The sequence below is a fragment of the Paracidobacterium acidisoli genome (genome assembly GCF_003428625.2).
Lineage (GTDB): Bacteria > Acidobacteriota > Terriglobia > Terriglobales > Acidobacteriaceae > Paracidobacterium > Paracidobacterium acidisoli.
This window is the reverse complement of the sequence record NZ_QVQT02000006.1, coordinates 101,797-124,507: the sequence shown is the minus strand read 5'-3', so window position 1 is coordinate 124,507 and position 22,711 is coordinate 101,797. Positions and strand designations below refer to the sequence as shown.

Annotated in this window: 13 protein-coding genes and 1 tRNA gene; 4 read left to right on the top strand and 10 right to left on the bottom strand. The window is 60.9% G+C overall.

The features are described from left to right. Positions 1–297: 297 nt before the first annotated feature. Positions 298–1,161 (bottom strand): hypothetical protein, encoded by an 864-nt coding sequence (locus D0Y96_RS16470; protein ID WP_117302109.1) that lies wholly within the window; start codon positions 1,159–1,161, stop codon positions 298–300. Positions 1,162–1,398: 237 nt separating this feature from the next. Here D0Y96_RS16470 and D0Y96_RS16465 point away from each other — a divergent pair, with 237 nt between their 5' ends. Both D0Y96_RS16465 and D0Y96_RS16460 read left to right on the top strand, forming a co-directional pair. After that, the gene (locus D0Y96_RS16465; protein WP_117302108.1) at positions 1,399–3,666 is read left to right on the top strand and encodes a tetratricopeptide repeat protein; all 2,268 of its coding nucleotides are present in this window, start codon (positions 1,399–1,401) and stop codon (positions 3,664–3,666) included. A 135-nt stretch (positions 3,667–3,801) separates the two neighbouring features. Beyond that, a complete protein-coding gene (locus tag D0Y96_RS16460; RefSeq protein ID WP_158562443.1) occupies positions 3,802–4,908 on the top strand; it encodes a nucleotidyltransferase domain-containing protein in 1,107 nt (368 codons plus the stop codon). Between the two features lie 81 nt (positions 4,909–4,989). On the opposite strand, the gene D0Y96_RS16455 is transcribed toward D0Y96_RS16460, so the two are convergent. The 7 genes from D0Y96_RS16455 to D0Y96_RS16425 form a co-directional block, all read right to left on the bottom strand. Continuing rightward, entirely contained in the window at positions 4,990–5,190 is a 201-nt protein-coding gene (locus D0Y96_RS16455; protein WP_147325102.1) for a hypothetical protein, read from the bottom strand. A 55-nt stretch (positions 5,191–5,245) separates the two neighbouring features. Further along, positions 5,246–10,144, bottom strand: coding sequence for a beta strand repeat-containing protein (locus D0Y96_RS16450; RefSeq protein ID WP_158562442.1), 4,899 nt, complete (start codon positions 10,142–10,144; stop codon positions 5,246–5,248). Positions 10,145–10,247: 103 nt separating this feature from the next. Continuing rightward, a complete protein-coding gene (locus tag D0Y96_RS16445; protein ID WP_117302100.1) occupies positions 10,248–10,550 on the bottom strand; it encodes a DUF6916 family protein in 303 nt (100 codons plus the stop codon). Positions 10,551–10,560: 10 nt separating this feature from the next. Beyond that, the gene (locus D0Y96_RS16440) at positions 10,561–11,040 is read right to left on the bottom strand and encodes a GNAT family N-acetyltransferase (protein ID WP_117302098.1); all 480 of its coding nucleotides are present in this window, start codon (positions 11,038–11,040) and stop codon (positions 10,561–10,563) included. 8 nt (positions 11,041–11,048) lie between these two features. Next, a complete protein-coding gene (locus tag D0Y96_RS16435; RefSeq protein ID WP_434090781.1) occupies positions 11,049–11,546 on the bottom strand; it encodes a phage tail protein in 498 nt (165 codons plus the stop codon). A gap of 66 nt (positions 11,547–11,612) precedes the next feature. Beyond that, entirely contained in the window at positions 11,613–12,110 is a 498-nt protein-coding gene (locus tag D0Y96_RS16430; RefSeq protein WP_117302094.1) for a phage tail protein, read from the bottom strand. A gap of 22 nt (positions 12,111–12,132) precedes the next feature. Continuing rightward, positions 12,133–12,615 (bottom strand): phage tail protein, encoded by a 483-nt coding sequence (locus tag D0Y96_RS16425; RefSeq protein ID WP_252263867.1) that lies wholly within the window; start codon positions 12,613–12,615, stop codon positions 12,133–12,135. A gap of 368 nt (positions 12,616–12,983) precedes the next feature. Between D0Y96_RS16425 and D0Y96_RS16420 the strand changes: the two genes are divergently transcribed. Next, positions 12,984–14,123, top strand: a complete 1,140-nt coding sequence (locus D0Y96_RS16420; protein WP_117302090.1) for a hypothetical protein — start codon at positions 12,984–12,986, stop codon at positions 14,121–14,123. 225 nt (positions 14,124–14,348) lie between these two features. Here D0Y96_RS16420 and D0Y96_RS16415 read toward each other — a convergent pair. Further along, positions 14,349–14,423: transfer RNA gene (locus tag D0Y96_RS16415), tRNA-Gly, on the bottom strand. Between the two features lie 110 nt (positions 14,424–14,533). Then, complete coding sequence (locus D0Y96_RS16410; RefSeq protein ID WP_350449103.1) at positions 14,534–17,008, bottom strand: ABC transporter permease; 2,475 nt, start codon at positions 17,006–17,008, stop codon at positions 14,534–14,536. Positions 17,009–17,240: 232 nt separating this feature from the next. On the opposite strand from D0Y96_RS16410, the gene D0Y96_RS16405 reads away from it, so the two are divergent. Beyond that, the gene (locus tag D0Y96_RS16405; protein ID WP_117302086.1) at positions 17,241–22,706 is read left to right on the top strand and encodes a HAMP domain-containing protein; all 5,466 of its coding nucleotides are present in this window, start codon (positions 17,241–17,243) and stop codon (positions 22,704–22,706) included. Positions 22,707–22,711 lie beyond the last annotated feature (5 nt).

The window sequence follows — 22,711 nt, the reverse complement described above, 5'->3', positions numbered from 1 at the left end:
GTGAGGTCTGAAAGCGGACATCGTCCCGCAGCCGGATTCGTGGTGTCCGGGCCGGCGCGCCATCACCGCAGATGCGGACCGCTTTGGCTCACGCGCTCACACTTGATTTTTGAAATGACGGGCCTGGAAGCTCGCGCCCGTAATGGGGGGATCGAGCTTCCAAAGAGAGAATTTTCTTCCCTGGCTATTCCATGAAACATGGCGGAGCGCGCCCACGTGTCCGATTCGTTGACGCGCTCGAAAGGTAAAAACATATTTGGTTTGCGGGTAATCAACTGGAATCCAGCCTGAAGTCTGCTACTCGGAAACTCCGAAACTGTACATCTTCCCCGTCGACACAGTGTTCATTGAAACAGCGGTTCCCGGCGCAAGAAAACCGTACTCGCCTTTTTTCAGGCCGGCTATCGTTGCCTTGTAGGTGTCGTGGCCAATCTTTTGGAAGTTCAGGGCGAGGGCCTGACTGTCGACTCCCGCCGATGCACCGGTTACGCCGACTTTTGCGTCTGTGAACTCGCGGACATCCTTCTTCGGTGTGAGTGCGATCAGTTGATACTCTGTGGGTGCCGTACCGTCCGGACAACGCAGCACCAGCGCCACGGGCAAAGTCAGTTGAGCCGAGCTCTTGTCGCCGGGTACGGTGCCTTGAAGTTTGGCCTTCTTGAAACCATAAGAAAAGGCCATACCCAGCGTTCCGGCGGTTTTGAAGTTCACAACTTCAACCGGTAACGGCGTCAGCTGATCCCTGACCTGCGTGTAGACGCCGATGTCGTCGGGAAGACCGTTGTTCGCGGAAGCGTTCGAAGAAGCCGGGGGCCTGGGCGCTGCAGCCGCCAGGGCCGCATCGATGACCTTTTCGCTGAGCCCCGATTGCTTCAGAGCCACTAACCCCTGAACGGACGTATCCAGGGAAACACCGTTGGCGCTTATTGCGTTGATGATGGTCTGATCGTTGAACCCGGCTGTCTTCATCTGGGTCAAATCCGCGGCTGTCAATGGCTTCGGGGTTTGCGCCATCAACCTGTGCGAGCCTGTACCGCAGTACAGAAGCAAACCGAAGATGAAGGTCAGGAATGTTGTGCGAGCAAGCCTTTTCAAGTTGTCCTCCTCACCCTCCCCGGCAGCAGCCGGCGCGGCCTGTTCGTCAGCGCGCTTGTGCACCATAGTGGAGAGTCCTTAACTTGTATAACGAGAAAGCCCGCGATAACCGGACATCGGATGGAAATGGCAGCCCTGGAAAGGTCCATCCACGGGCACTGGGACCACCGAGCGGGAGACCGCAACCGAACCGGTGGCAAATCGAGCACACGCATGCGCAGAGCCTGCATTCCGGCGTATTGATTTTTGCTTGACCGCTGTATCGCGCGCCAGCACACTTGATGTTGCTGGAGAACCGGAACGATGTGGTCTCGCTGGGCATTTCTGTTTGCTTCTCTCATCTTCTTCGCGGCGCCTGTTGCCGCTGTGGCGCAATCCTCGCCGTCTCACTCACTGCTCGCCGTGTGCGAGGGCGATGGCTGTTTGCTGTGGGAGTTTCACGGCGGCCACGCTACCGGCACCTTCCCTGATGGAGCCATCGCCAGCCTGACGATCGAACAGTTTCCTCAGTCGGAGTCGGGAGCGGTCACCATCCGCCGCGCCGATACTTCAGGAGTGGGAAAAGGGATTACCGGCACTTATACGGGTACGCGCAAGGGCTCGATCATCGAAGGCAAGCTGTCATGGACATGGCCCGGCCATCCTGACGGGAACGCTGACTGGATTGCCGTCATGCTTACCGACACAGTGCACACAGCGCCTGCAGCGGCGCACCCATTCATCCCGATTCCTTCCTCTCTCAGCGTTTGCGAAGACGGGCACGGTTGCAGCATGTGGACCTTCAACGGCAAAACGGGCGCCATTCCCGGTCTCGCAAATCTTTCCGTCGAGCGCTTCGACAATACGGTTGTTGCTGTCCGGCGGCAGGAAGTCGCCGGAACACTGAAGGGACTCGAAGCTCTTTACGTGGGTCTGCGCAGAGGGAATAAAGTGGATGGCGTAGCTACGTGGAAGTGGTCCGGGCAGCCGCCGGTCGGGATTCTTGGGTGGCACGCAACGCTGCCTTCTCCAGCCGCTCCTTCGGAAGTGGCCGCGGCTCAACCGGCGCCTGCGGCTTCGTCAGAGCTTCCTCCGGGTCTGCCCATTGAAAAGCTCGTCGATGTCGTCAAGCCTGACGAGGTGCTCAGGGACCAGCCACCTCCGCCTGCTCAGTGGCAGCCGAAGAAAACTGTGGCAGCCTTCGATCTGAACGGGACCTGGGAAGCTCAGGGATTGCCAGCCGGACAAAGCGAAACGATCTCTGTCTTTCAGTTGAGGGATCATCTCGTTGCCACGACGATTAAAACGACAGTGCGCGATGAGCAATATTTTTCACCTGGGACAATCAGGTTTCGGGCAACGGTCACCGGCCCTGATTCTGCGTCAGGACAGTTCGAAGACGAGGATATGGGTGCATACACGATTATCGATGCCTTCGATACGGTTATTAAGCCCACAGGTCCGGATGATTTTCAGACCAGCCAGAGCCTTATGGGCAATCATGTAAATGATTTTCACTATCACCGCATCTCGGCGAACCGGGTCGAGGATATTCCCTGCGAAACCTCGAATCCTCATCACATCTTCCGGGATGAGGCGCTCCAGCGAGGAGACATCTATCTTCTCGAAAATGATCCCCTCACCGCCAACTGCTGGTTTTATTCCGCAGCGGCCGAAGGCAACAGCGATGCCCGCGCGGAATACGGAAGATCTCTTCACGACGGGCGTGGCCTTCCGGTCAATTTGCCGCTCGGCATCCGCTGGATACAGCGGGCCGCGATGGACGGCAGTGTGCGTGCCAGTGGTTATATGTCGATCCTCTTCACCGGGGGCGGTCTCCCTCCCAGCAAACAACGGCACAACTACTGGCTGGCCCGCTATCTTGGCACCAACCCGATGGTGATCCACGACAACCATCACAACTCAAAGTGGACGTGGATGGACGACACTGTTCTGCCCTGCAGTCCTTCGAACCCAAAACATGTGAATGGCGGGGACGCACTGAAGATGGGCAGGGTGGCCTATGAGGCCCAGTCCTTCCAGATCGCGCACTGCTGGTTAAGAATCAGCGCGGAACAGGGAGATATGACAGCCTGGACCTACCTGGGAATTATGAGCGCCTTCGGGATGGGTGTTGAAACAAATGAGAAAAATGCCTTCGGGTATATGTATCATGCAGCGCGAGAGAAAAATGTGTACGCCATGGTGTATCTCGCCAACTTTTACCGCATCGGCATTGGAGTCGGGGCAAGTGACGCAAATGCGCAAATCATCATGAACGCCGCGACCGACCGTCCCGGAGGCGAGGACGCATTCATGCGTGTCGAGGGAACCTTTGTATCTCCGTCGAAGGCCCTTTTTGTCGGGATGAATCTGCTGGAAGCAACTGTGGTGGACGAATTGCAGTGCCCGGCATCACCCGCGCACTTCGAATATCACGGCAACCTGCGGGTCTGGGTTCCTGCTTCGAAGCCTGCCGGCTGCACATCCCCGGAATCGGACAGGATCATGAGCCGTATCAAAATCGATGGTCCGAATCAGTTTTCTACTCCGGAGGAGCTTTACCCGGAAAATCCATTTCACGATTTCTAGAGTATTTTTGGTCCCGGCACAAAGACGCCTGGTGTAAAGACAGCCAGGCCCGCTCAGAGCGATGGCGCTATGCAGGGTGTTGACAAATGGGTGGGATTTGACAACCATAGGTCACCGCGTTCACGGAGTAGAAGCATGAGCGAACCTGAGACGCTTGCTGAAGCTGCTCTTCTTATTACCTGCCTGCGCGGACAGCCCTTCACCATTCCGTCCAATATCGACTGGCATACGTTGCAGGCTTTGGCCGCTGAAAACGGCGTGCTTCTTCCTGTCTGCCGGTCGCTTTCCGAAGCAGGCGCTGCCATTCCCGATTTCTTCGCGTCTGCGGCGCGCGAATGCGGCGTAGCTGCGGAGATATTTTCGGCGGAGCTGGAAAGCCTGCTGAAGGAGTTTGCCGCGCAGGGCATCGACGCACTTCCCTTAAAAGGGCCGGTGCTGGCGGAGTCGCTGTATGGCGATGCGGCGATGCGGCAGTGCAACGATCTGGACCTGCTGGTACGCGGCGGCGATTATCCTCGCGCCGAAGCTCTGTTGCTGCGCCTGGGCTTTGCTGCTTCTTCTGAGATCGACGACTATCACCGCAGGTTTGTCCGCAACGGCGTTCCGGTGGAGCTGCACTTCGGCATCGCACCGTCCCGGTATTTTCCTTTCGACCTGGACGGGGTCTGGAGACGCTCGGCCGAAGGCACGTTCCGGGGCAGCCCCATGCGTGTGATGTCCGACGATGATCTTGTTTTGTTCCTGTGCCTCCACGGGCTGAAGCATGGCTTTTCACGGCTCATCTGGATTCTGGACGTTGCGCGGGCGCTGAACAGAATACGGACTGGCGATTACAAGGCGCTGATACAGCGGGCGCGCCGGGAAGGTCAGGAGGCATGGTTGCTGATCGGCTGCGAAGTGGTGCGCGAAATGTTGCCGCGGCAGTTGCCGCCCGGGATGGATGCGGCGATTGCGGAATCTCCCCGGATGGCCGAAAGGGCACGGCGCGTGGTTGCGCAAATGTTTGCAGAAGACCCAAAGGTGATCAACGAGATTCGGGCGTTCTATCTGCAGACAGAGCGGAGCGCGCGCAGAAGATGGCGCCGCCGGCTGAGCTATCTCGCGCCTACTCCGATGGACGATCAATGGATGGAGCGCTATCGGATCAGCAGAAATCTTGTGCCTGTTTTGCGTCCGCTCCGGGTGCTGCAGAAGTATGGTATCTCCCGGGTGTGGAGAACTTTGTTTCCGCCCGCAGCTTGAAGCTGCCGTTCGTCGTGACAACACAAGGTCCGTCGCAGGGCCGCCGGCATTTTTGTGATACCGGCGGCCGCTTCTTCGGGATCAGGGACGGCTGTGAATGGCCTGTGCCTTCGATACGAACATCAGCAGAGGAGCCGCGACCAGGGCATATTTGCCGTAGCGCAAAATCAGCTCGCGCCGGTTCGATGCCTCCGGCTCATTCGCAGAGTCCGCCTGAGGGGAGATGGTTGTATCCTGGTTCTCCTGGGAGCGTATATCTTCCTTGTTTTCGTTTTCCTTCATGATTCCGAATGACTCTCCTTTTCTTTGGTGCCGCTGATAGAGCATGTGTTCTCTGCTATGGAGCTGTGACATTGGGAGAGGTGCTTGACCCGTATTTGCTGCTGCCGTCGGGTGTATAGGTGGCGTGGAGCGTATCTCCGGGGGTGAGCGCGAGACCGCTGTAGGGCACGGAGATCTGCGTTCCGCCCAGCAGCACGCCGGTATTGTTGCTGAAGCAGTTGGCTACTACCAGATCAGGAGTTCCGTCACGATCGATATCGCCGACAGCGGCGGAATAGGGATTGTTCCCCACCTGGAATGGAGACAGCGCCGTATAGCTTCCGCCGGAGCTCCCCAGCACCAGGCTGACCGTGCCGTCTGTATAGTTCGCAACGGCCAGGTCGGGAATACTGTCTCCGTTGAAATCGGCGAATCTTACTTCGTCCGGTCCGCGGCCGACAGAAACCACCTTCGCCGTGCCGAATGTGCCGTCGTTATTGCTCGGCAGCACGCTTACTGTGTTGCCGAGGTAGTTTGCCACTGCGAGTAACAGATTTGTTCCGGTACCGTTGATCGCCAGGGCCTGCGGACCAGCTCCAGTGGTAATGTGGCTGGCTGCAAACGTTCCGTTTTTGTTGTTCAGGAGGATGGTAACCGTGCCGTCACCGTAGTTTGCTACGGCCAGGTCGGAATAGCCGTCGCTGTTGAAGTCGCCGGAGCGAATCGCTTCGGGATCGCGTCCGACCGCGATGGGCGCGCCCAGCGGCGTCAGAGCGCCGCTGCCGTTGCCGAGAAGGATACTGATGTTGTTATTCCCCGTGTTCGCAGCCGCTACGTCCAGGTTGCCGTCGTGGTTAAAGTCTCCCGTAGTCAGCGAAGTGGGAGTACTGGCCGCCGTGCCGACGGTGTAGAGGGTCGGGGGCTGAAAGGTTCCGTTGCCGTTGCCCAGCAGCACGGCAATCTGATTGACATTGAAGCTGCCGACGACCAGGTCCATCGTGCCGTTTCCGCGCAGGCTTACGGCATGCACCTCAGCCGGACCAAATCCTGCCGAGATCAGAATGGAGGTCGCCGCTCCAAAGGTTCCGTTGCCGTTGCCCAGCTGCACGTTGATGGAATCCGTACCGAATACCGATGTAATCAGGTCCGGATTTCCATCTCCATTCACGTCTGCCAGGTCCGTCCAGACAGGAAGACTGTTCGCGCCGGTGCTGGTGGTCACCTGGGGCAGCAGAGACGGCGCCGCCGAGGCTGTATTGAGCGTCACCGGCGCGGCAACGGGACTGCCTGATGTCACGTCGGTGAAGGACAGCTGACCGCTTGGAGCTGTGAAGCCGAAGCCGAACACGTCGATCGTGGCCGTCGTTGGCGTCAGCGATGCGATTCTCGTCTGCGACGGACCGAAGACCGTGAATGGCACCGAGGTTGACGCAGTGGCGTAGTTTCCATCGCCGCTGTAGGTAATGGCCAGGGAGTGGCTTCCCGCGCTCAGCGTCGTTGGAATCGGAATGGTTGCAGCGCCGCCGGCCAGAGATACGACGTTACTGCTTCCACCGTCGAATGCGTAGCTCAGCGAGCCCGTCGGTACCGCTCCTGTGCCCACTCCGGCGACGCTGACCGCAACGCTTCCTCCCTGTCCCAGGAGGGGATTCGTGGGCGTGACCGTGGACCCAATGGTTACGGTTCCGGCCAAAACATTCAGCGGAGTGCTGGTGCTGCTGGCGGCGAAGTTGGTGGTGCCCAGGAATTTGACCGCAAGACTATGCCCGCCGGGAGACAGCAGGTTAAATGGTCCAAAGATCTGATAGTCGTTATTCCCGATCAGAATCAGCCCAAAGGAGCTTCCGCCGATGTTGCTGGCGCCATCCACCGTGACCTGGAAGTTGGCCGCCGTAATCCCCGTGGCATTGCTCGGTGTCAGCTGAACGGTAAAGCCGGAAGGCTGGCCATACAGGAATGTCGTGCTGGGAATCGCCGTGATCGACAGCGATGTGGCCGTCGCGCCCTGCGCAGTGAAGTTGATGTTGTCGGTCTGATTGTCGAAGGTGACCGTCACCATTCCACTGCCGGTAGTGGACGGCGTAAGAACCGCGGTGCCCACGCCGGAGGTATTGAATGTTCCGGTGGTGAGCGCCGGGTCGGCCGTCACTCCGGTTACGTTGAAGGTATAGGGATAGTTGGTCGCCACTGCGGGGAAGGCCCCGGCAATCGTATTGTTATTGGAATCGGTATTCAGGCCGACGGTAAGATTCATGCTGCCGCCCGGCGGGATGGTCATGATATCCGAAGTGAAGGTCAGCTTCGCGTAAGGTGCGGTCGTCAGACTACCTGCCCCGTTCTCGAGAACAGCCTGATCGCATCCGTCGCTCGCCGTCGCCGGGCCGGAGTTGCATCCCCACCAGTTTTCGGTAGCGATGGCCTCGCCCGCTCCTTCGCCGGATACTCCATTCGCCAGTCCGCTTCCACCGCCGGTCGCGGTATTGCCGACGATACGGCTCAGGCTGACATTCAGGATGTTTCCCTCCGCCTGAGTTTCGATACCCAGCGCGATCGCGCCGCCGGTCCCGGAGGCGGAGTTGGTCAGGAAATTCGAGCTGGTGATGGTGGTTTGCGATCCATCGCCGGCAGGGTTGCTCCAGATGCCGCCGCCGGAGCCTCCGGTCGAATTGCTGCTGAAGAGCGATCCGCTGATAAGAACCCCTGTAAAGGTCGCGATGCCGCCGCCATTGTCATTGGCCGCCGTGTTGGAGCTGATCGTGACGCCGGACAGCGTGGATTGAGGCGTGGCGGGTGGTGGCTGACGGCCCTCAAGATACAATCCGCCGCCTGACCCGTCGGCATCTCCATCGCCTGGATTGATGCTTATCTGTGCCTTGTTGCCGGTGATGGTCGTATTGGTGATGGAGACTGCGGCAGGTGGGAAGGCAGTCTGTATGCCGCCGCCCAGCTCCGGTGTGGAGTTATTTGCGATGCTGCCTCCACTGATCGTGAGCGTTCCGGTGCCCCCGCCGGCGGAGTTTTGTGCCCAGATGCCGCCGCCAGGTCCCCACAGCACAGTGTTGTTCTCAACCACGGTGTTGGTCAGCGTCAGATTGCCGGTGCCGTCGGCATCCCAGTTCAGCCCTCCGCCAACGAAGTTCGCCAGGCCATTGTTATTGATGTTGTTTGTATTTTTGCCGTTCTCGATAGTCAGATTTTCAAGGGTGGTATCGAAGACGTAGCTGTTGCCGCTGGGGTTTTCCGATCCAAACATGCCCGGGTTGATGGTGAAGACCGTGTCGTTGTTGCCGCCGCTGATAATCGTGCCGCCGCCGGTCGTCGTGCCGATGATGGTCACCGGTCCCAGGATCTCCAGGTGCGTCACCGCATTGGTATTTGCATCGGTCGTTCCCTTCTGCCAGGTAAGGGTATAGGTTCCCGCCGGGACCATAATCGTGTCCGACTTGCCCGCGCTGATGTTGTCGGACGCATCGTTGTTCGCAAACGTGACTGCATCCCGCAGCGTGCAAACCTCGCTCGAACCCGATGTGCAGCGTGTGCCGTCATCGGGATCAGTCGTCGTTCCGGTGTTGTCTGCCGGTGTATTCACATAGAAGGTGTTTCCCGTGCTGGGCACGGTGAAATCCGGCGATATGTTATCGGCGCTGAGTAATACCAGACCATGGCTCGTGGCCGGCGTCACCTGCGAGGACACGGCGGCGACCACATTGTCGGATGCGATGTTGTCGGAAGTCACACGGCTGGTTTCTGCAGCGACGGAGCTCTGCGAAGAAACCGCGGCGTGGCTGATAAGGGTGCGCTGCTGCTGCGAGGAGTTGACGACGACAAGATCGTCGCCACCGCTGCCCGATATCCGCGAGCGCAGCAGGATAGGGGGCTTGCCATCCGTGCTGGACGCGGCTGCCCCGGTGTTCGTTTCAACCTCCACCCAGGGTTCATTTCCGTTGTTGCCGGCCTGCTGGGCCAGCGACTCGGAATTGCCGCGGCGGCGTGTTTGCGCAATCTGCTGCGGCGTGTAGGGCCGGGGATCGAAGCCGCTGTGCGCCAGAATCACCACATCGCCGCTGGTGGTCAGCACCGCCAGCTGCAGCTGCGCATGGCGATCGAAAAGAAACTCTCCCGTTGTTACCGATTCAGCGCCGCTGACCGGCACCGTAGTCAGCGAGCCGCGTCCCGAAAGTGCGGTTTTGCCATGCAGGATCATCACCTTTCCACCCGCAACGACCGCGATATCGGGAATGAGATCGGCGTCGAGATTGGCGGCCGTCATCGCAGTCGCCGCGCCAGGCAGAGGATACGCGGCACGCGCGGTCAGCGCGGTTCCGCTGTACGTCAGAACCGACAGCCGGGCTCCGTTATTCGACTGAGTGCCGGCGATAATCGCTTCGCCCGACAACGGCGAACCGGGACGATAAGAGGCCAGTGCCGTGATGCCTCCCGCAACGGATGCGCTCACCGGAGCGCGGAAGTTTCCTTTGCCGTCGCCGAACATCACGTTCAGCGTGGTGCTGCCCTTCGTTGCGTACACCACGTCCAGATGCCCATCGCCGTTTACGTCCGCAGCGATCATCAGGTCAGGCTCTGCGGCAACGGAAACCGGTTTCGAGCTCTGCAGATAGGGGTCTGAATACTGGTGTCGTCCCGCGGCCTCCCAGCTCGCCTGCGTCTGCGGAGCGCGCGCGTCGAGGTTCCCCTTCAGCAGCAGGATGGAGCCGCCCTTCGTCAGGCCGTAGCCGACGGCAAGGTCCTGGACGCCGTCTTCGTCAAAGTCGCCCGAAACCATCGCAAGAGGACGAGGCTGTTCGCCAGCGAGCTGAACATGCAGGGGACGGGTCTGTAACTGTTGAGGCGAAGCGAGGACGTTCTGCTGTCCATACGCTGTATCCATGCACAGCGCAATGCCTGCCAGAACGGAGAGCAGAACCACAGGGACGTGAGCGAAGAACGAACGGCGATTCGTGGGGGACGAAAACATTTTTACCTCCAACTCCCTTACCGGTATAACTGCCGGAGAGTAACGACTTAGCCTCAACGAGAAAAAGGCAGGACGGGAACAGAGCAGATTCAGGAAGAGCCGATCAGGACATCGGTGCATGGAGAAAGCGTGAAAAGACTGCCTCGTACCGCATCGCTCCGGCTTCCGGTCCGGTCGGCACCAGAAAGAGCTCGTACTCCGGCGTGTGCGGATGTGTGAGCGTATACAGGCCCTGTTTAAGCCAGGGAGAGGCCGCTCCTGTAAAGATCAGAGAAAACTGTTCGAGATGTGCATTGGAGTGATCGGCAATCTCTGCCAGCTCCAGTTCGTAGTCCGCCGCCTGCGCAACGCGAAAGTGCAGGTGGAGATGCGGAGCAAAATCACCGGGAGTGAGATCTTCCGACATGCGGGTCCTTTCAGTGCGCGGGTGGCCGCCACTGGAGCTGTGCGTACATATCGTCGGCGCCTGACTGCACGAATCCCAGACGCTGATAGAGCCGGATGGCCGGATTGCTCTTCAGTGCCTGCAGGCGCAGAGCGCGGCCGCGTGCCTCGCACTCCTCAAGAAGCCTGCGCAGCAGGCTTGTACCGATGCCGTGATTTCTGTATTCGCCGAGCAGCGCGATATCGATCAGTTGCTCCTCTGCATCATCCCGGCTGACCACCATGTACCCCACGGCCGCATTTTCATGACAGATGATGTAATCGGCCGCGTTCGGATAAGCTGCGCGATACCACTGACGCCGCGCATGGAACTGCATCTCGAGAAACAGCTTCTGCTGCTCCGGCGGCCATCCCCACGCATCCACTTCCTGCCGGCGCGTATCCCAGTAAACAAGGGCGAGAAACGGCAGATCCTCCGCAGTCGCGTCGCGTAATGTGATCTGTTCCTTCATCGATGTCTTTACGAACGTGGCGGAAAGATTCCCTGCAGAGCGATGATGAAATTCAGAGTCAGATAAGGCGGCAGGTTGTTGTGGGGCTGGCTGCTTCCCGTCATCGCAACCGCCAGCGGGTTCATCAGGGCCGCATTTGGCTGCGACGCGGGCGCGTAGGCCGGTTCCTTTCCTCGTCCGCCGCCGCCGAAAACGATCGTGGGGCCCGGAGTGCCGGTGGTGCTGGCCGAAGCGCACATCGCCGTGTGCGGATGGGCGGGGATCTCCGATATCGTCAGCGTGACCGATGGCTCTCCGCCGGTCTCACCCATGGTTCGCGGAGTCAGACCCGCGCCATTGCCCTGATTCATGGGCGCGTTGCCCTGCAGGTTCGGCAGTCCGAATGTGCTTCTGCCGTCGCCGCCAAACTGTGTCCCCAGCAGCGAAAACAGCGCGGTGTTCTGAGCGATGGCTATAAGCTGTCCATTGCACAGTGCCCAGCCGATGGGCGCGAAATTGAACGGCACGATTCGAATTTCCCCTACAAATGGGTCAGCCATGCGTCAGGTCCTTTCCTCTCAGTTACGCGATGGTTAGCTGCGTGACGGGTAAATTCCCTGCAGCGCGATGATGAAGGTCAGCGTCAGGCAGGGAGGCATGTTGTTATGGGGCTGGCTGCCGCCGGTCTGGCTGAGAGCCGCCGGACTCAGCGTCGTGTTTCGCGCCGTGCTGTAAGGGTTATGCGAGGAGGAGGCCCAGGTATTCGCTTCCGCGGACGGCGAAGTGGCATTACTCGATACGCCTTGCGCAGAATGGTTGTGAGCGGGCATCTCCGGCTGAATGAGCGTGTGGTTGACCTCGCCTCCGGCTTGTCCCAGCGTGAATCCATTCCCCGCATGAACCGGCATCATGGCCTGCAGGTTCGGAAGCTGAAAGGTCCTTATGCCGTCTCCGCCGTAGGTCGTCCCCAGCAGCGAAAACAGCGCCTGATTCTGGTCGATGGGAAGAGTCTGTCCGTTGCAGAATGCCCAGCCCTTCGGAGGAAAGTTAAAACTCACGGCTCTGATTTCAGAGAGAAACTGTGTCGACATAGAGATCCTCTGCGTTTGGGATTCAGCTCTGGCTCGGATAAACGCCGAACAGGGAGATGATGAAATTCACCACAAGAAAAGGCGGCATATTATCGTGCGGCAGGCTGCCGCCCGTCGGAAGAATCGCGCTTGGAGCCATCGCATGCGCTGCTGCTTCCGTGGAATACTCATCCAGATTGGAGGCCGCCCACATCCCGTTTCCGGGAGACGGCTGCGAGCCCGCTGCCGAATTCGCATTCAGGGCATGCGTGTGCGCAGGAATCTGGCTGGTGATGAGCGTGACGCTTTCCGAACCCGAGATCTGCCCCAGCACCATTGTGTTGCCGGCGGACGTTCCCTGATGAAAAGGAATCCGGCCCTGCAGATTGGGAAGACTGAAGGTATTGATTCCGTCTCCGCCGTACGTTGTGCCGATCAGGTTAAAGAGCGCGCTGTATTCCGAGATAGGTAGTGTCTGGCCGTTGCAGAAAGCCCAGCCGACGGGTGCAAAATTAAACCCTGCCATGCGTATTTCGCCAATGTAAGGGGTACCCATTTCAAAGCCTCCGGTTATATACAGCAGTTTGGGCGCAGGGCATCGATGTCGCTAAGCCGTAGCGCAGGTCTGCAGGTCGAAGGAAAGAAGAGGATCAGCTATGCATGCGGTCTGGATGCTTTGCCGCTTGGAAGAATTTTTCCTGCAACACGGTAAACGAAATAAGCAAAATGAGAAAGTTAATTCTTTAAATAAAGTCGCATAACTTAAGTAACATTCAATACAAGACTGTCTACCCGCGCTATTTGCATCATGGTTAATAGTTCCGGACTGAAAATTTACTCTCAGCCGGAGACCGGCAGACCGTCTTTTTTTGATCCCGGCACTCAAGGCAGGACATGGACAGAAAACTACATCGCCTCGACAGCACATACCCGGGCCAATGCCTCTATCTTGTGGATGGCGGAGGGGTCGTCTTTTCAGAAACGCAGAACCGCTTTGTCGGCCTCGATGCCGCCGGGGTGGCCGCGTATCGTGCCTTCAATGCAGGGGTTGGCGTTCACGAGCTGAGAGCCTCTCACGATGGAAGCCGCTTCTCCTCGCCGCCCGCGGCATCGGAAGATGGACTGGAAACCATCCACGCGCTCTCTCAGGGAATCTTTCCTGGCGAAGACACATCTCCGGAGTGGCCGGCACTGCATGATCCTTTGTCCGCCAATCTCGAGATCCACGGCATTCCCGTCTTTCTCGAATATCCCGCCGGGCCGTTCCAGAATCTTTGCCTTGATTATTTTCGTAACTGTTCGGTAACCACTCGGCCTGCTCAATGCCATTTGCAGGCACAGCAGAAAGGAAATCGCTGGGCCATCCATATAAATGGCGGCGAATTTCTGTCCGGCCTTCAGGGTAAGCAGATTGGATTAGGCCTTCTGCATGCCGCGCGGGCCCTGCTCTATGCCGAAGCGCAATACGATATCGCCTTTCACGCAGCGATGGTGGCCGGTCAGGGCAGGGGAGTGATGCTCTGTGCGCCGCGCGAGTCCGGCAAAAGTACTCTGACGGCGCACCTGGTGGCCCGGGGCTTCGATCTGCTGGCCGACGAGCCCACGCTGCTGCATCTGGATACAGCTTCCGTATCTCCACTTCACTTTCCTGTCAGCCTGAAAGAAGGAAGCTGGAATGTGCTCGCTCATGAGTGGCCGCAACTGGCCGCCGCACCTGTCCATCTGCGCTCCGACGGAATGAAAATACGCCTGCTGCATCCGCCTCGCCTCGCCGCTCAGCCGCAACGGCTCACGCATATCGTGTTTCCGGAATACAACCCATCGTCTGCCGGATATGCAGAGCGTCTCTCCCCGCTCCGCTCACTCAGCTCTCTCAATGAAGGCGGTATGCTGCCTGCCCGCCGGCTGAAGCGGGATACCTTCGAAGCCTTTCTGAGACTCATCATGGATACCCCGTCATACGCGATGCAGTACGCATCTCTGGAAAGAGCAGAACAGATCATCGACGATCTGCCACATACTGCACGCGACTGACAGGCCTCCGGACTGGCAGGGAGAGACGGACTTCAAACCTTCTTCATACCGCTGCCGCGAGCCGGTCGAGGCAGCATTTCACCCTCTAAGTCGTGCTCAGCTCTTTCGACGATCTCCATAAGTTGCTCTTTAGTGCCTGTATGCAACTCAGGCCAATGGAATTGATTTCAATTACGGTAAGGAGCAGGCGCAAACGCCGGAAACCTGTTTCACTTTGAACGCATCTGGAGCGGGAGACCGGGATCGAACCGGCGACATTCAGCTTGGGAAGCTGACGTTCTGCCACTGAACTACTCCCGCTCGACAGGCGGCTATCGAACAGCCGCTTCGTACTATCCATTTTGCCATGCCTGCACGCAGAGCAGAAGAGGCGCCCCCGATTTCCTCCATCGCGTCAGCCTTCCGCCGTCTCATTCGGCGCGAAGCGCCTCCACCGGGTCCACCGCCGTCGTGCGCCGCGAAGGAATGTAGCTCGCAAGCGCCGCCGCCGCGCTCAGGGCGAGGCACGCGCAGCCATAGGTGATCGGATCGATCGGGCTCACATGAAAGAGCAGCGACGACAGCAGCCGCGTTACCGCCAGCGCCACCAGTATTCCGCACACAATGCCGGCCGCCGTCAGCACCAGCCCCTGCTGCACGAACATGCCGATGATCCGGTTCCGCTGCGCGCCGAGCGCAATCCTGATCCCGATCTCGCGCCTCCGCTGCGACGCCGAGTAGGCAATCACTCCGTAAAGTCCCACAATGCCCAGCAGCAGAGCCATGCCCGCCGCCACGCCCAGCATCGCCAGCGTGAACGACGTGCGCGCCATCGACTTCGTGTAGTAGTAGTCCAGAGGATGCACATCGGCCAGCGGCAGATTGGCATCCACCGACCACACCGCCTGGCGCACCTGGTTCATCAGCCCCTGCGATCCGGCCAGCGGACCGCGAATGGCCAGCATCACATAGCGGCGTACCTGGACATCGTTGCTCTCAAAGTGATTCATCATGATCGGCCAGTACGCAATCGTTGGCGCGTCCTTGCTCATCCCTTCGTCATGCACGTCGCCGGCTACGCCGATTACCTCGCGCCAGTCGTCCTTCGTGCTCACCCGAATCCGTCTGCCCAGCGCCTTCTGCGCGCTTCCCCAGTACTCGCGCGCAAAGTTTTCTGACACGATGGCAACCGGCAGCTTGTCGTAGGTGTCTGTCCAGGTAAAATCCCGCCCCGCCACCAGCGGAATGCCGAGCGTGCGAAACATCCCCGGCGAATAAAACTTGAACAGCCGCAGCGCGGGCATCGAGCCATCCGTGTAGTTCCGGTCCTGCGCGTACACCGGGTCATGCCACGCTCCTCCATCCATCGGAACGGAGTTCGCCAGCGCTGCCGAGGTCACCGAGGGAATCGCGGCCAGCTTGTCGAGAATCGCCGACTGCGTCCTCACCACCTTCACCGGGTCCGGTATTTCCGCCTCCGGAATATCGATGTGAAGCGTCAGAATCGGCGCCGTCGTGTCGTATCCCGGAGCGACGTGCGTCAGCGCGCGGAAGGTCCGTATCATCAGCCCCGAGCAGATCAGCAGCACAAAGGCCAGACTCACCTGCACCACCACCAGAATGTTCCGCGTGCGATGCCGTTCGCGTCCCTGGCTCAGCGTGCGTCCGCCTTCACGCATCCCCGTTCCCGGCCGCGCGCTCGCATAACGCAGCGCCGGAATGCATCCGAACAGCAGGCTGCACAGCAGGGCCACCCCGGCCGTAAAGGCCAGCCCCGGCAGATCGATCCCGATATCGTGCACCCGCGGCAGGCCCTCCGGAGCCATCGCGATCAGCAGGCGCAGCGCGCCCCAGGCAAGCGTCAGCCCCAGCGCGCTTCCCGCCAGCCCGATCACAAAGCTCTCCAGCAGAAATTCACCGGCAATCCGCGCCCGGCTCGCGCCCAGCGCCGAGCACACCGCCAGCTCCTGGTGCCGGCCCTCCGCCCGCACCAGCAGCAGATTCGCCACATTCGCGCACGCAATCAGCAGCACCACGCCGATGCTGCCCATCAGAATCCACAGCAGGCTGCCCACGTCGCCCACCACATCCTGCCGCAGCGGCCGCACGTTCGCCTGCATGTTGAGCTGTTTGAACAGCGTCAGGCTAAAGCCCGGAGGCGGCGGAAAGCTCCCCCATACCGTCGGAATCATCCGCGCCACGTCGCGGTTTGCGGCCTCCTGAGTCACGCTGGGCCGCAGCCGCGCCATCCCCTCGTAGCTGAACTCTCCCAGCGTCGTCTTGTTGCGGTCGAGCTGCAGCGGCAGAAACAGCTCCGGCTGCTCCCAGTCCAGAAACCGGAAGCTCTGCGGCATCACGCCGATAATCTGCCGCAGCTTGCCGTCCACCTTCAGGTTCTGCCCCAGCACCGAGCGGCTTCCGCCAAACCGCCTCTGCCAGTATCCATAACTAAGGAGGATCGTATTCGGGCTGCCCGGCGCATCGTCCGCGTGGCTGAACCACCGCCCCAGCATCGGAGGCACCCCCAGCACCGGCAGCAGGCCGTCCGTCACGTCAAGAGCCCGCACCTGCTCCGGGCTCGTCTGCCCCGTCACGCTGACCGAGTCTCCCTGGTACAGTCCGATATCTGTAAAGGAGTGGTTCTGCTCCCGGTAGATAAAGTAGTTCGACGGAGCCATGTTCAGGTTGTCCAGGTGCAGCGCCGGAGCCTTGTGCCACAGGCCCACCAGCTTCTCGGCATGCGGGTAGGGAAGCGGCTTCAGCAGCACGCCTTCCACCACGCTGAAGACTGCGATATTCGCGCCCACGCCGATAGCCACCGTCAGCAGCGTGACGAGCGTGAACATCGGAGCGTGCAGAAGCCTGCGCACCACCTGCCGGAGCTGATTGCTGAATAACTCCACCACAGTCTCTCCCCTTATCCGCGAAATCTGCCCGCGCCGGGGCCTTTGCTCCAGTACGCAGAGCCGGAGGCCGCGGTTCCGGCTTTTCCGGGGCAGCGGTAACCCGCTGGCAACCATCTCTGAATCTTTCGCATCTACCTCGCAGCTTCTTCCCTGTTTCTCTTTCGCCCGCACCGGCCGCGCCGGTTCCGGCTGGTGTGCCCGTACTGTCTGGTATCTTCAGGAGCCCGATCCGATGTCCACGACGTTGCCGCCCTCCGTCAGCGAGAAGAGTGTGCGCAAAAACCGCTCTCGAAATGGTGTCGAACAATCCGAGTCAGAAACCCTGGCCGTCATCCTCCAGGGTCTGCAGACCATGAAGGACGGAGACTTCAGCGCCCGCCTCCCCGTCTCCTGGATCGGCCTGCCCGGCAAAATCGCCGACCACTTCAACGAGATCATCTCCGCCAACGAACAAATGGCCTCAGAGCTGAAGCGCGTCGGCCAGACCGTCGGCAAAGAGGGCAAGACCCGCGAGCGCATGCGCATGCAGAAAGGCCGCGGCGCCTGGGACGAGATGGAGGTCTCCGTCAACACCCTCGTCGAAGACCTGCTGCGCCCCACCAGCGAGGTCACCCGCGCCATCGCCGCCGTCGCCCAGGGCAATCTCACGCAGACCGTCCGCCTCGATGTCGACGGACGCCCCCTCGAAGGCGAGTTCCTCCGCGCCGCCAACATCGTCAATACCATGATTCACCAGCTCGGCGTCTTCACCGCCGAGGTCACCCGCGTCGCCCGCGAGGTCGGCACCGACGGCAAGCTCGGCGGCCAGGCCGTCGTCCCCGGCGTCGCCGGAACCTGGAAGGATCTCACCGACTCCGTCAACTCCATGGCCAGCAATCTCACCGGCCAGGTCCGCAACATTGCCGAAGTCGCCACCGCCGTCGCCAGCGGCGACCTGTCGCGCAAAATCACCGTCGACGTGCGCGGCGAGATCCTGCAGCTCAAGGAAGCCATCAACACCATGGTTGACCAGCTGCGCTCCTTCGCCTCCGAGGTCACCCGCGTTGCCCGCGAGGTCGGCACCGACGGCAAGCTCGGCGGCCAGGCCGTCGTCCCCGGTGTCGCCGGAACCTGGAAGGATCTCACCGACTCGGTCAACGCCATGGCCGGCAACCTCACCGCGCAGGTCCGCAACATCGCCGAAGTCACCACCGCCGTCGCCCGCGGCGATCTGTCGCGCAAGATCACTGTCGATGTGAAGGGCGAAATCCTCGAGCTCAAAGACACCATCAACACGATGGTCGATCAGCTCAACGGCTTCGCCGGCGAAGTCACCCGCGTCGCCCGTGAGGTCGGCACCGAAGGCAAGCTCGGCGGCCAGGCCAGCGTCCCCGGAGTCGCCGGAACCTGGAAGGACCTTACCGACAACGTCAACTTCATGGCCGGCAACCTCACCGGTCAGGTCCGCAACATCGCCGAAGTGGCTACCGCCATCGCCCGCGGCGATCTCTCCCGCAAAATCACCGTCGATGTCCGCGGCGAGATCCTGCAGCTCAAGGAAACGCTGAACACGATGGTCGATCAGCTCAACCGCTTCGCCGGCGAAGTCACCCGCGTCGCCCGCGAAGTCGGCACCGAAGGCCGTCTCGGCGGTCAGGCCAACGTCCCCGGCGTCGCCGGAACCTGGAAAGACCTCACCGACTCCGTCAACTCCATGGCCGGCAACCTTACCGCGCAGGTCCGCAACATCGCCGAGGTCACCACCGCCGTCGCCCGCGGCGACCTGTCGCGCAAGATCGCCGTCGACGTGAAGGGAGAAATCCTTGAGCTGAAGAACACCATCAACACGATGGTCGATCAGCTCAATGCCTTCGCCGGTGAGGTCACCCGCGTAGCCCGTGAGGTCGGCACCGACGGCAAGCTTGGCGGCCAGGCGCTTGTCTCCGGAGTTGCCGGCACCTGGAAGGACCTCACCGACTCCGTCAACTTCATGGCCGGCAACCTCACCGCGCAGGTCCGCAACATCGCCGAAGTCGCCACCGCCGTCGCCCGCGGTAACCTGTCGCGCAAGATCACCGTCGATGTGAAGGGCGAAATCCTCGAGCTCAAAGACACCATCAACACCATGGTCGATCAGCTCAACGCCTTCGCTGCCGAGGTCACGCGTGTCGCCCGCGAGGTCGGCACCGACGGCAAGCTCGGCGGCCAGGCGCAGGTGCCCGGCGTTGCCGGAACCTGGAAGGACCTCACCGACAACGTCAACGTCATGGCCACCAACCTCACCGAGCAGGTGCGCAACATCGCCGAGGTCACCACCGCCGTTGCTCGCGGAGACCTGTCGCGCAAGATCGCCGTCGACGTGAAGGGCGAAATCCTCGAGCTGAAGAACACCATCAACACCATGGTCGATCAGCTCAATGCCTTCGCCGCCGAAGTCACCCGCGTTGCCCGCGAGGTCGGCACCGACGGCAAGCTCGGCGGTCAGGCACAGGTTCCCGGCGTTGCCGGAACCTGGAAGGACCTCACCGACAACGTCAACGTCATGGCCACCAACCTCACCGAGCAGGTGCGCGGCATCGTCAAGGTGGTCACCGCCGTTGCCAACGGCGATCTCACGCAAAAGCTCACCGTGAACGCGAAGGGCGAAGTCGCCGCGCTGGCCGAGACCATCAACAACATGACCGACACCCTCGCCACCTTCGCCGATCAGGTCACCACCGTCGCGCGTGAAGTCGGCGTCGAAGGCCGCCTCGGCGGTCAGGCCAATGTGCCCGGAGCCTCCGGAACCTGGAAGGATCTCACCGGCAACGTGAACCTCCTCGCCGACAACCTCACCAATCAGGTGCGCGCCATTGCCGAGGTCGCGACCGCCGTCACCAAAGGCGATCTCACCCGCTCCATTCAGGTGGAAACCCGTGGCGAAGTCGCCGAGCTGAAGGACAACATCAACACGATGATTGACAACCTCCGGCTCACCACCGACCGCAACACCGAGCAGGACTGGCTCAAGACCAACCTCGCCCGCTTCACCGCCATGCTGCAGGGCCAGCGTGACCTCGGCACCGTCGGCCGTCTTCTGCTCTCCGAGCTTGCCCCGCTCGTCGGCGCGCAGCAGGGCGTTATCTATCAGATGGAAAGCGACGGCTCGCGCAAGCTGGTTCTGCTCTCTGCCTTCGCCAACATCACCGAAGGCTATCCGCAGGAGATTCGCCTCGGCGAAGGCCTCATCGGCCAGTGCGCAGCGGAGAAAAAACGCATGCTCATCACTGAGCTTCCGCTGCAGACCGTTCCCATCCGCTCCGGCCTCTTCGAATCCGTTCCGCGCAACGTCATCGTGCTGCCCGTCCTCTTTGAGGACCGCGTCAAGGCCGTCATCGAGCTCGCCACGCTCCATGCCTTCACCGCCTCGCACCTCGCCTTTCTCGAGCAGCTCACCGCCAGCATCGGCATCGTGCTCAATTCCATTGAGGCCACCATGCAGACCGAGGGCCTGCTCAAGCAGTCGCAGCAGCTTGCCACCGAGCTGCAGACGCAGCAGAAGGAGCTGCAGCAGACCAACGAGCAGCTCGCGCAGAAAGCGCAGCAGCTCGCCGAGCAGAACTCCGAGGTCGAGCGCAAAAATCAGGAGATTGAGCAGGCCCGCCGCGCTCTCGAAGCCAAGGCCCGCGAGCTCGCGCTCACCTCGAAGTACAAATCCGAGTTCCTGGCCAACATGTCCCATGAGCTGCGCACGCCGCTCAACAGCATCCTCGTGCTTGGTCAGCAGCTTGCGGAAAATCACGATCACAACCTCACGCCCCGTCAGGTCGAGTTCGCCCGCACCATCCACGGCGCCGGTACCGACCTACTCAACCTCATCGGTGACATCCTCGATCTCTCCAAGATCGAATCCGGAACCGTCTCCGTTGAGGCCGAAGAGGTCTTCTTCGGCAGCCTGCTCGACACCATGTCGCGCCCCTTCCGCCACGAAGCCGAAAACCGCAGGCTCTTCTTCGAGGTCAAAAGCGACCCGCGTCTCAGCCGCAGCCTCGTCACCGACTCGAAGCGTCTGCAGCAGGTGCTCAAAAATCTGCTCTCCAACGCCTTCAAATTTACTGAGCAGGGCAGCGTGCGCCTCAGCGTGGCCGTCGCCGCCTCCGGCTGGAGCTCCGATCACCCCATCCTCAGCGGTGCCGGCTCCGTCATCGCCTTCGAGGTCTCTGACACCGGCATTGGCATTCCCGCGGAGAAGCAGCGCATCATCTTCGAAGCCTTCCAGCAGGCCGACGCCGGCACCAGCCGCAAGTACGGCGGCACCGGACTCGGTCTCGCCATCAGCCGCGAGCTCGCCAGCCTTCTCGGCGGAGAGATCCAGCTCCACAGCACGCCCGGACAGGGCAGCTCCTTCACCCTCTACCTTCCGCAGACCTACGTCGGGCCGGTCGTGCCCAACCTGCCGCGCCAGGAAAAGAGCGCTTACTCCGTCATCCCCGCTCTGCTCGGCAGCTCCGGAGTGGCCGAGCAGGCGGCGCACGCGGAAGACGACCGCGACCATCTTCAGCCCGGCGACGCCGTGCTCCTCATCGTGGAAGACGATCCGCACTACGCCCGCATGCTCTGCGATCTCTCCCGTGACAAGGGATTCAAAGTGCTCATCGCATCCACCGGCAGCGAGGCGCTGGAGCTCGCCCGCGAATACCACCCCGCCGCCATCTCGCTCGACGTCTTCCTTCCCGACATGCTCGGCTGGACCGTCCTCAACCATCTCAAGCAGGATCTAAAGACCCGCCACATTCCCGTCCAGATGCTTACCCTCGACGATGACCGCCATCACGGCCTCTCGCGCGGCGCCTTCGCCTTCGTCACCAAGCCCACCACCTCCGACGAGCTCGAAAGCGCGCTCACCCGCATCCGCGATTACACCCTTCGAAGCCGCCGCCGCCTGCTCGTCGTCGAAGACAATCGTGTCGAGCAGATGGCCATCCGTGAGCTGCTCTGGCATGAAGACATCGATATCGACCTCGTCGGCTCCGGAGCCGAAGCGTTGCGTGCCCTCGAAAGCGGAACCTGCGACTGCGTCGTGCTCGATCTTCGCCTTCCCGATATGAGCGGATTCGACGTTCTCGAAGAGCTGCGCCGGAAGGCCGATCTGCGCGATATCCCCGTCGTCGTCTTCACCGGCAGGGAACTGACCCACGAAGAGGATGCGCGTCTGCACACCCTCGCCCGCAGCGTCGTCGTCAAGGATGTCGAATCTCCCGAGCGTCTGCTCGATGAGACCGCGCTCTTTCTGCATCGCGTCGTGGCCGACCTTCCGCCCGGCAAGCAGCGCATGCTCGACCGCCTGCACGACTCCGACGAGGCCCTCGTCGGCCGCAAGGTGCTGGTCGTCGATGACGACGTGCGCAACATCTTCGCGCTCAGCAGCGTGCTCGAGCGGCGCGGCATGACCGTGCTGGCCGCCGGCACCGGACGCGAAGCCATCGAAACCATCGACTCCACTCCCGACCTCGCCATCGTCCTCATGGACATCATGATGCCGGAGATGGATGGCTATGAAACCATGCAGAGAATCCGGCAGAATGCTTCGCTGCGCCGCCTGCCCATCATCGCCCTCACCGCGAAGGCAATGAAGGGCGATCGCGAAAAGTGCCTTGAAGCGGGCGCTTCCGAATATCTGGCCAAACCGGTAAACACGGAGCAGTTGCTCTCCGCTCTCCGCATGTGGCTGCACCGGTAAAGGAA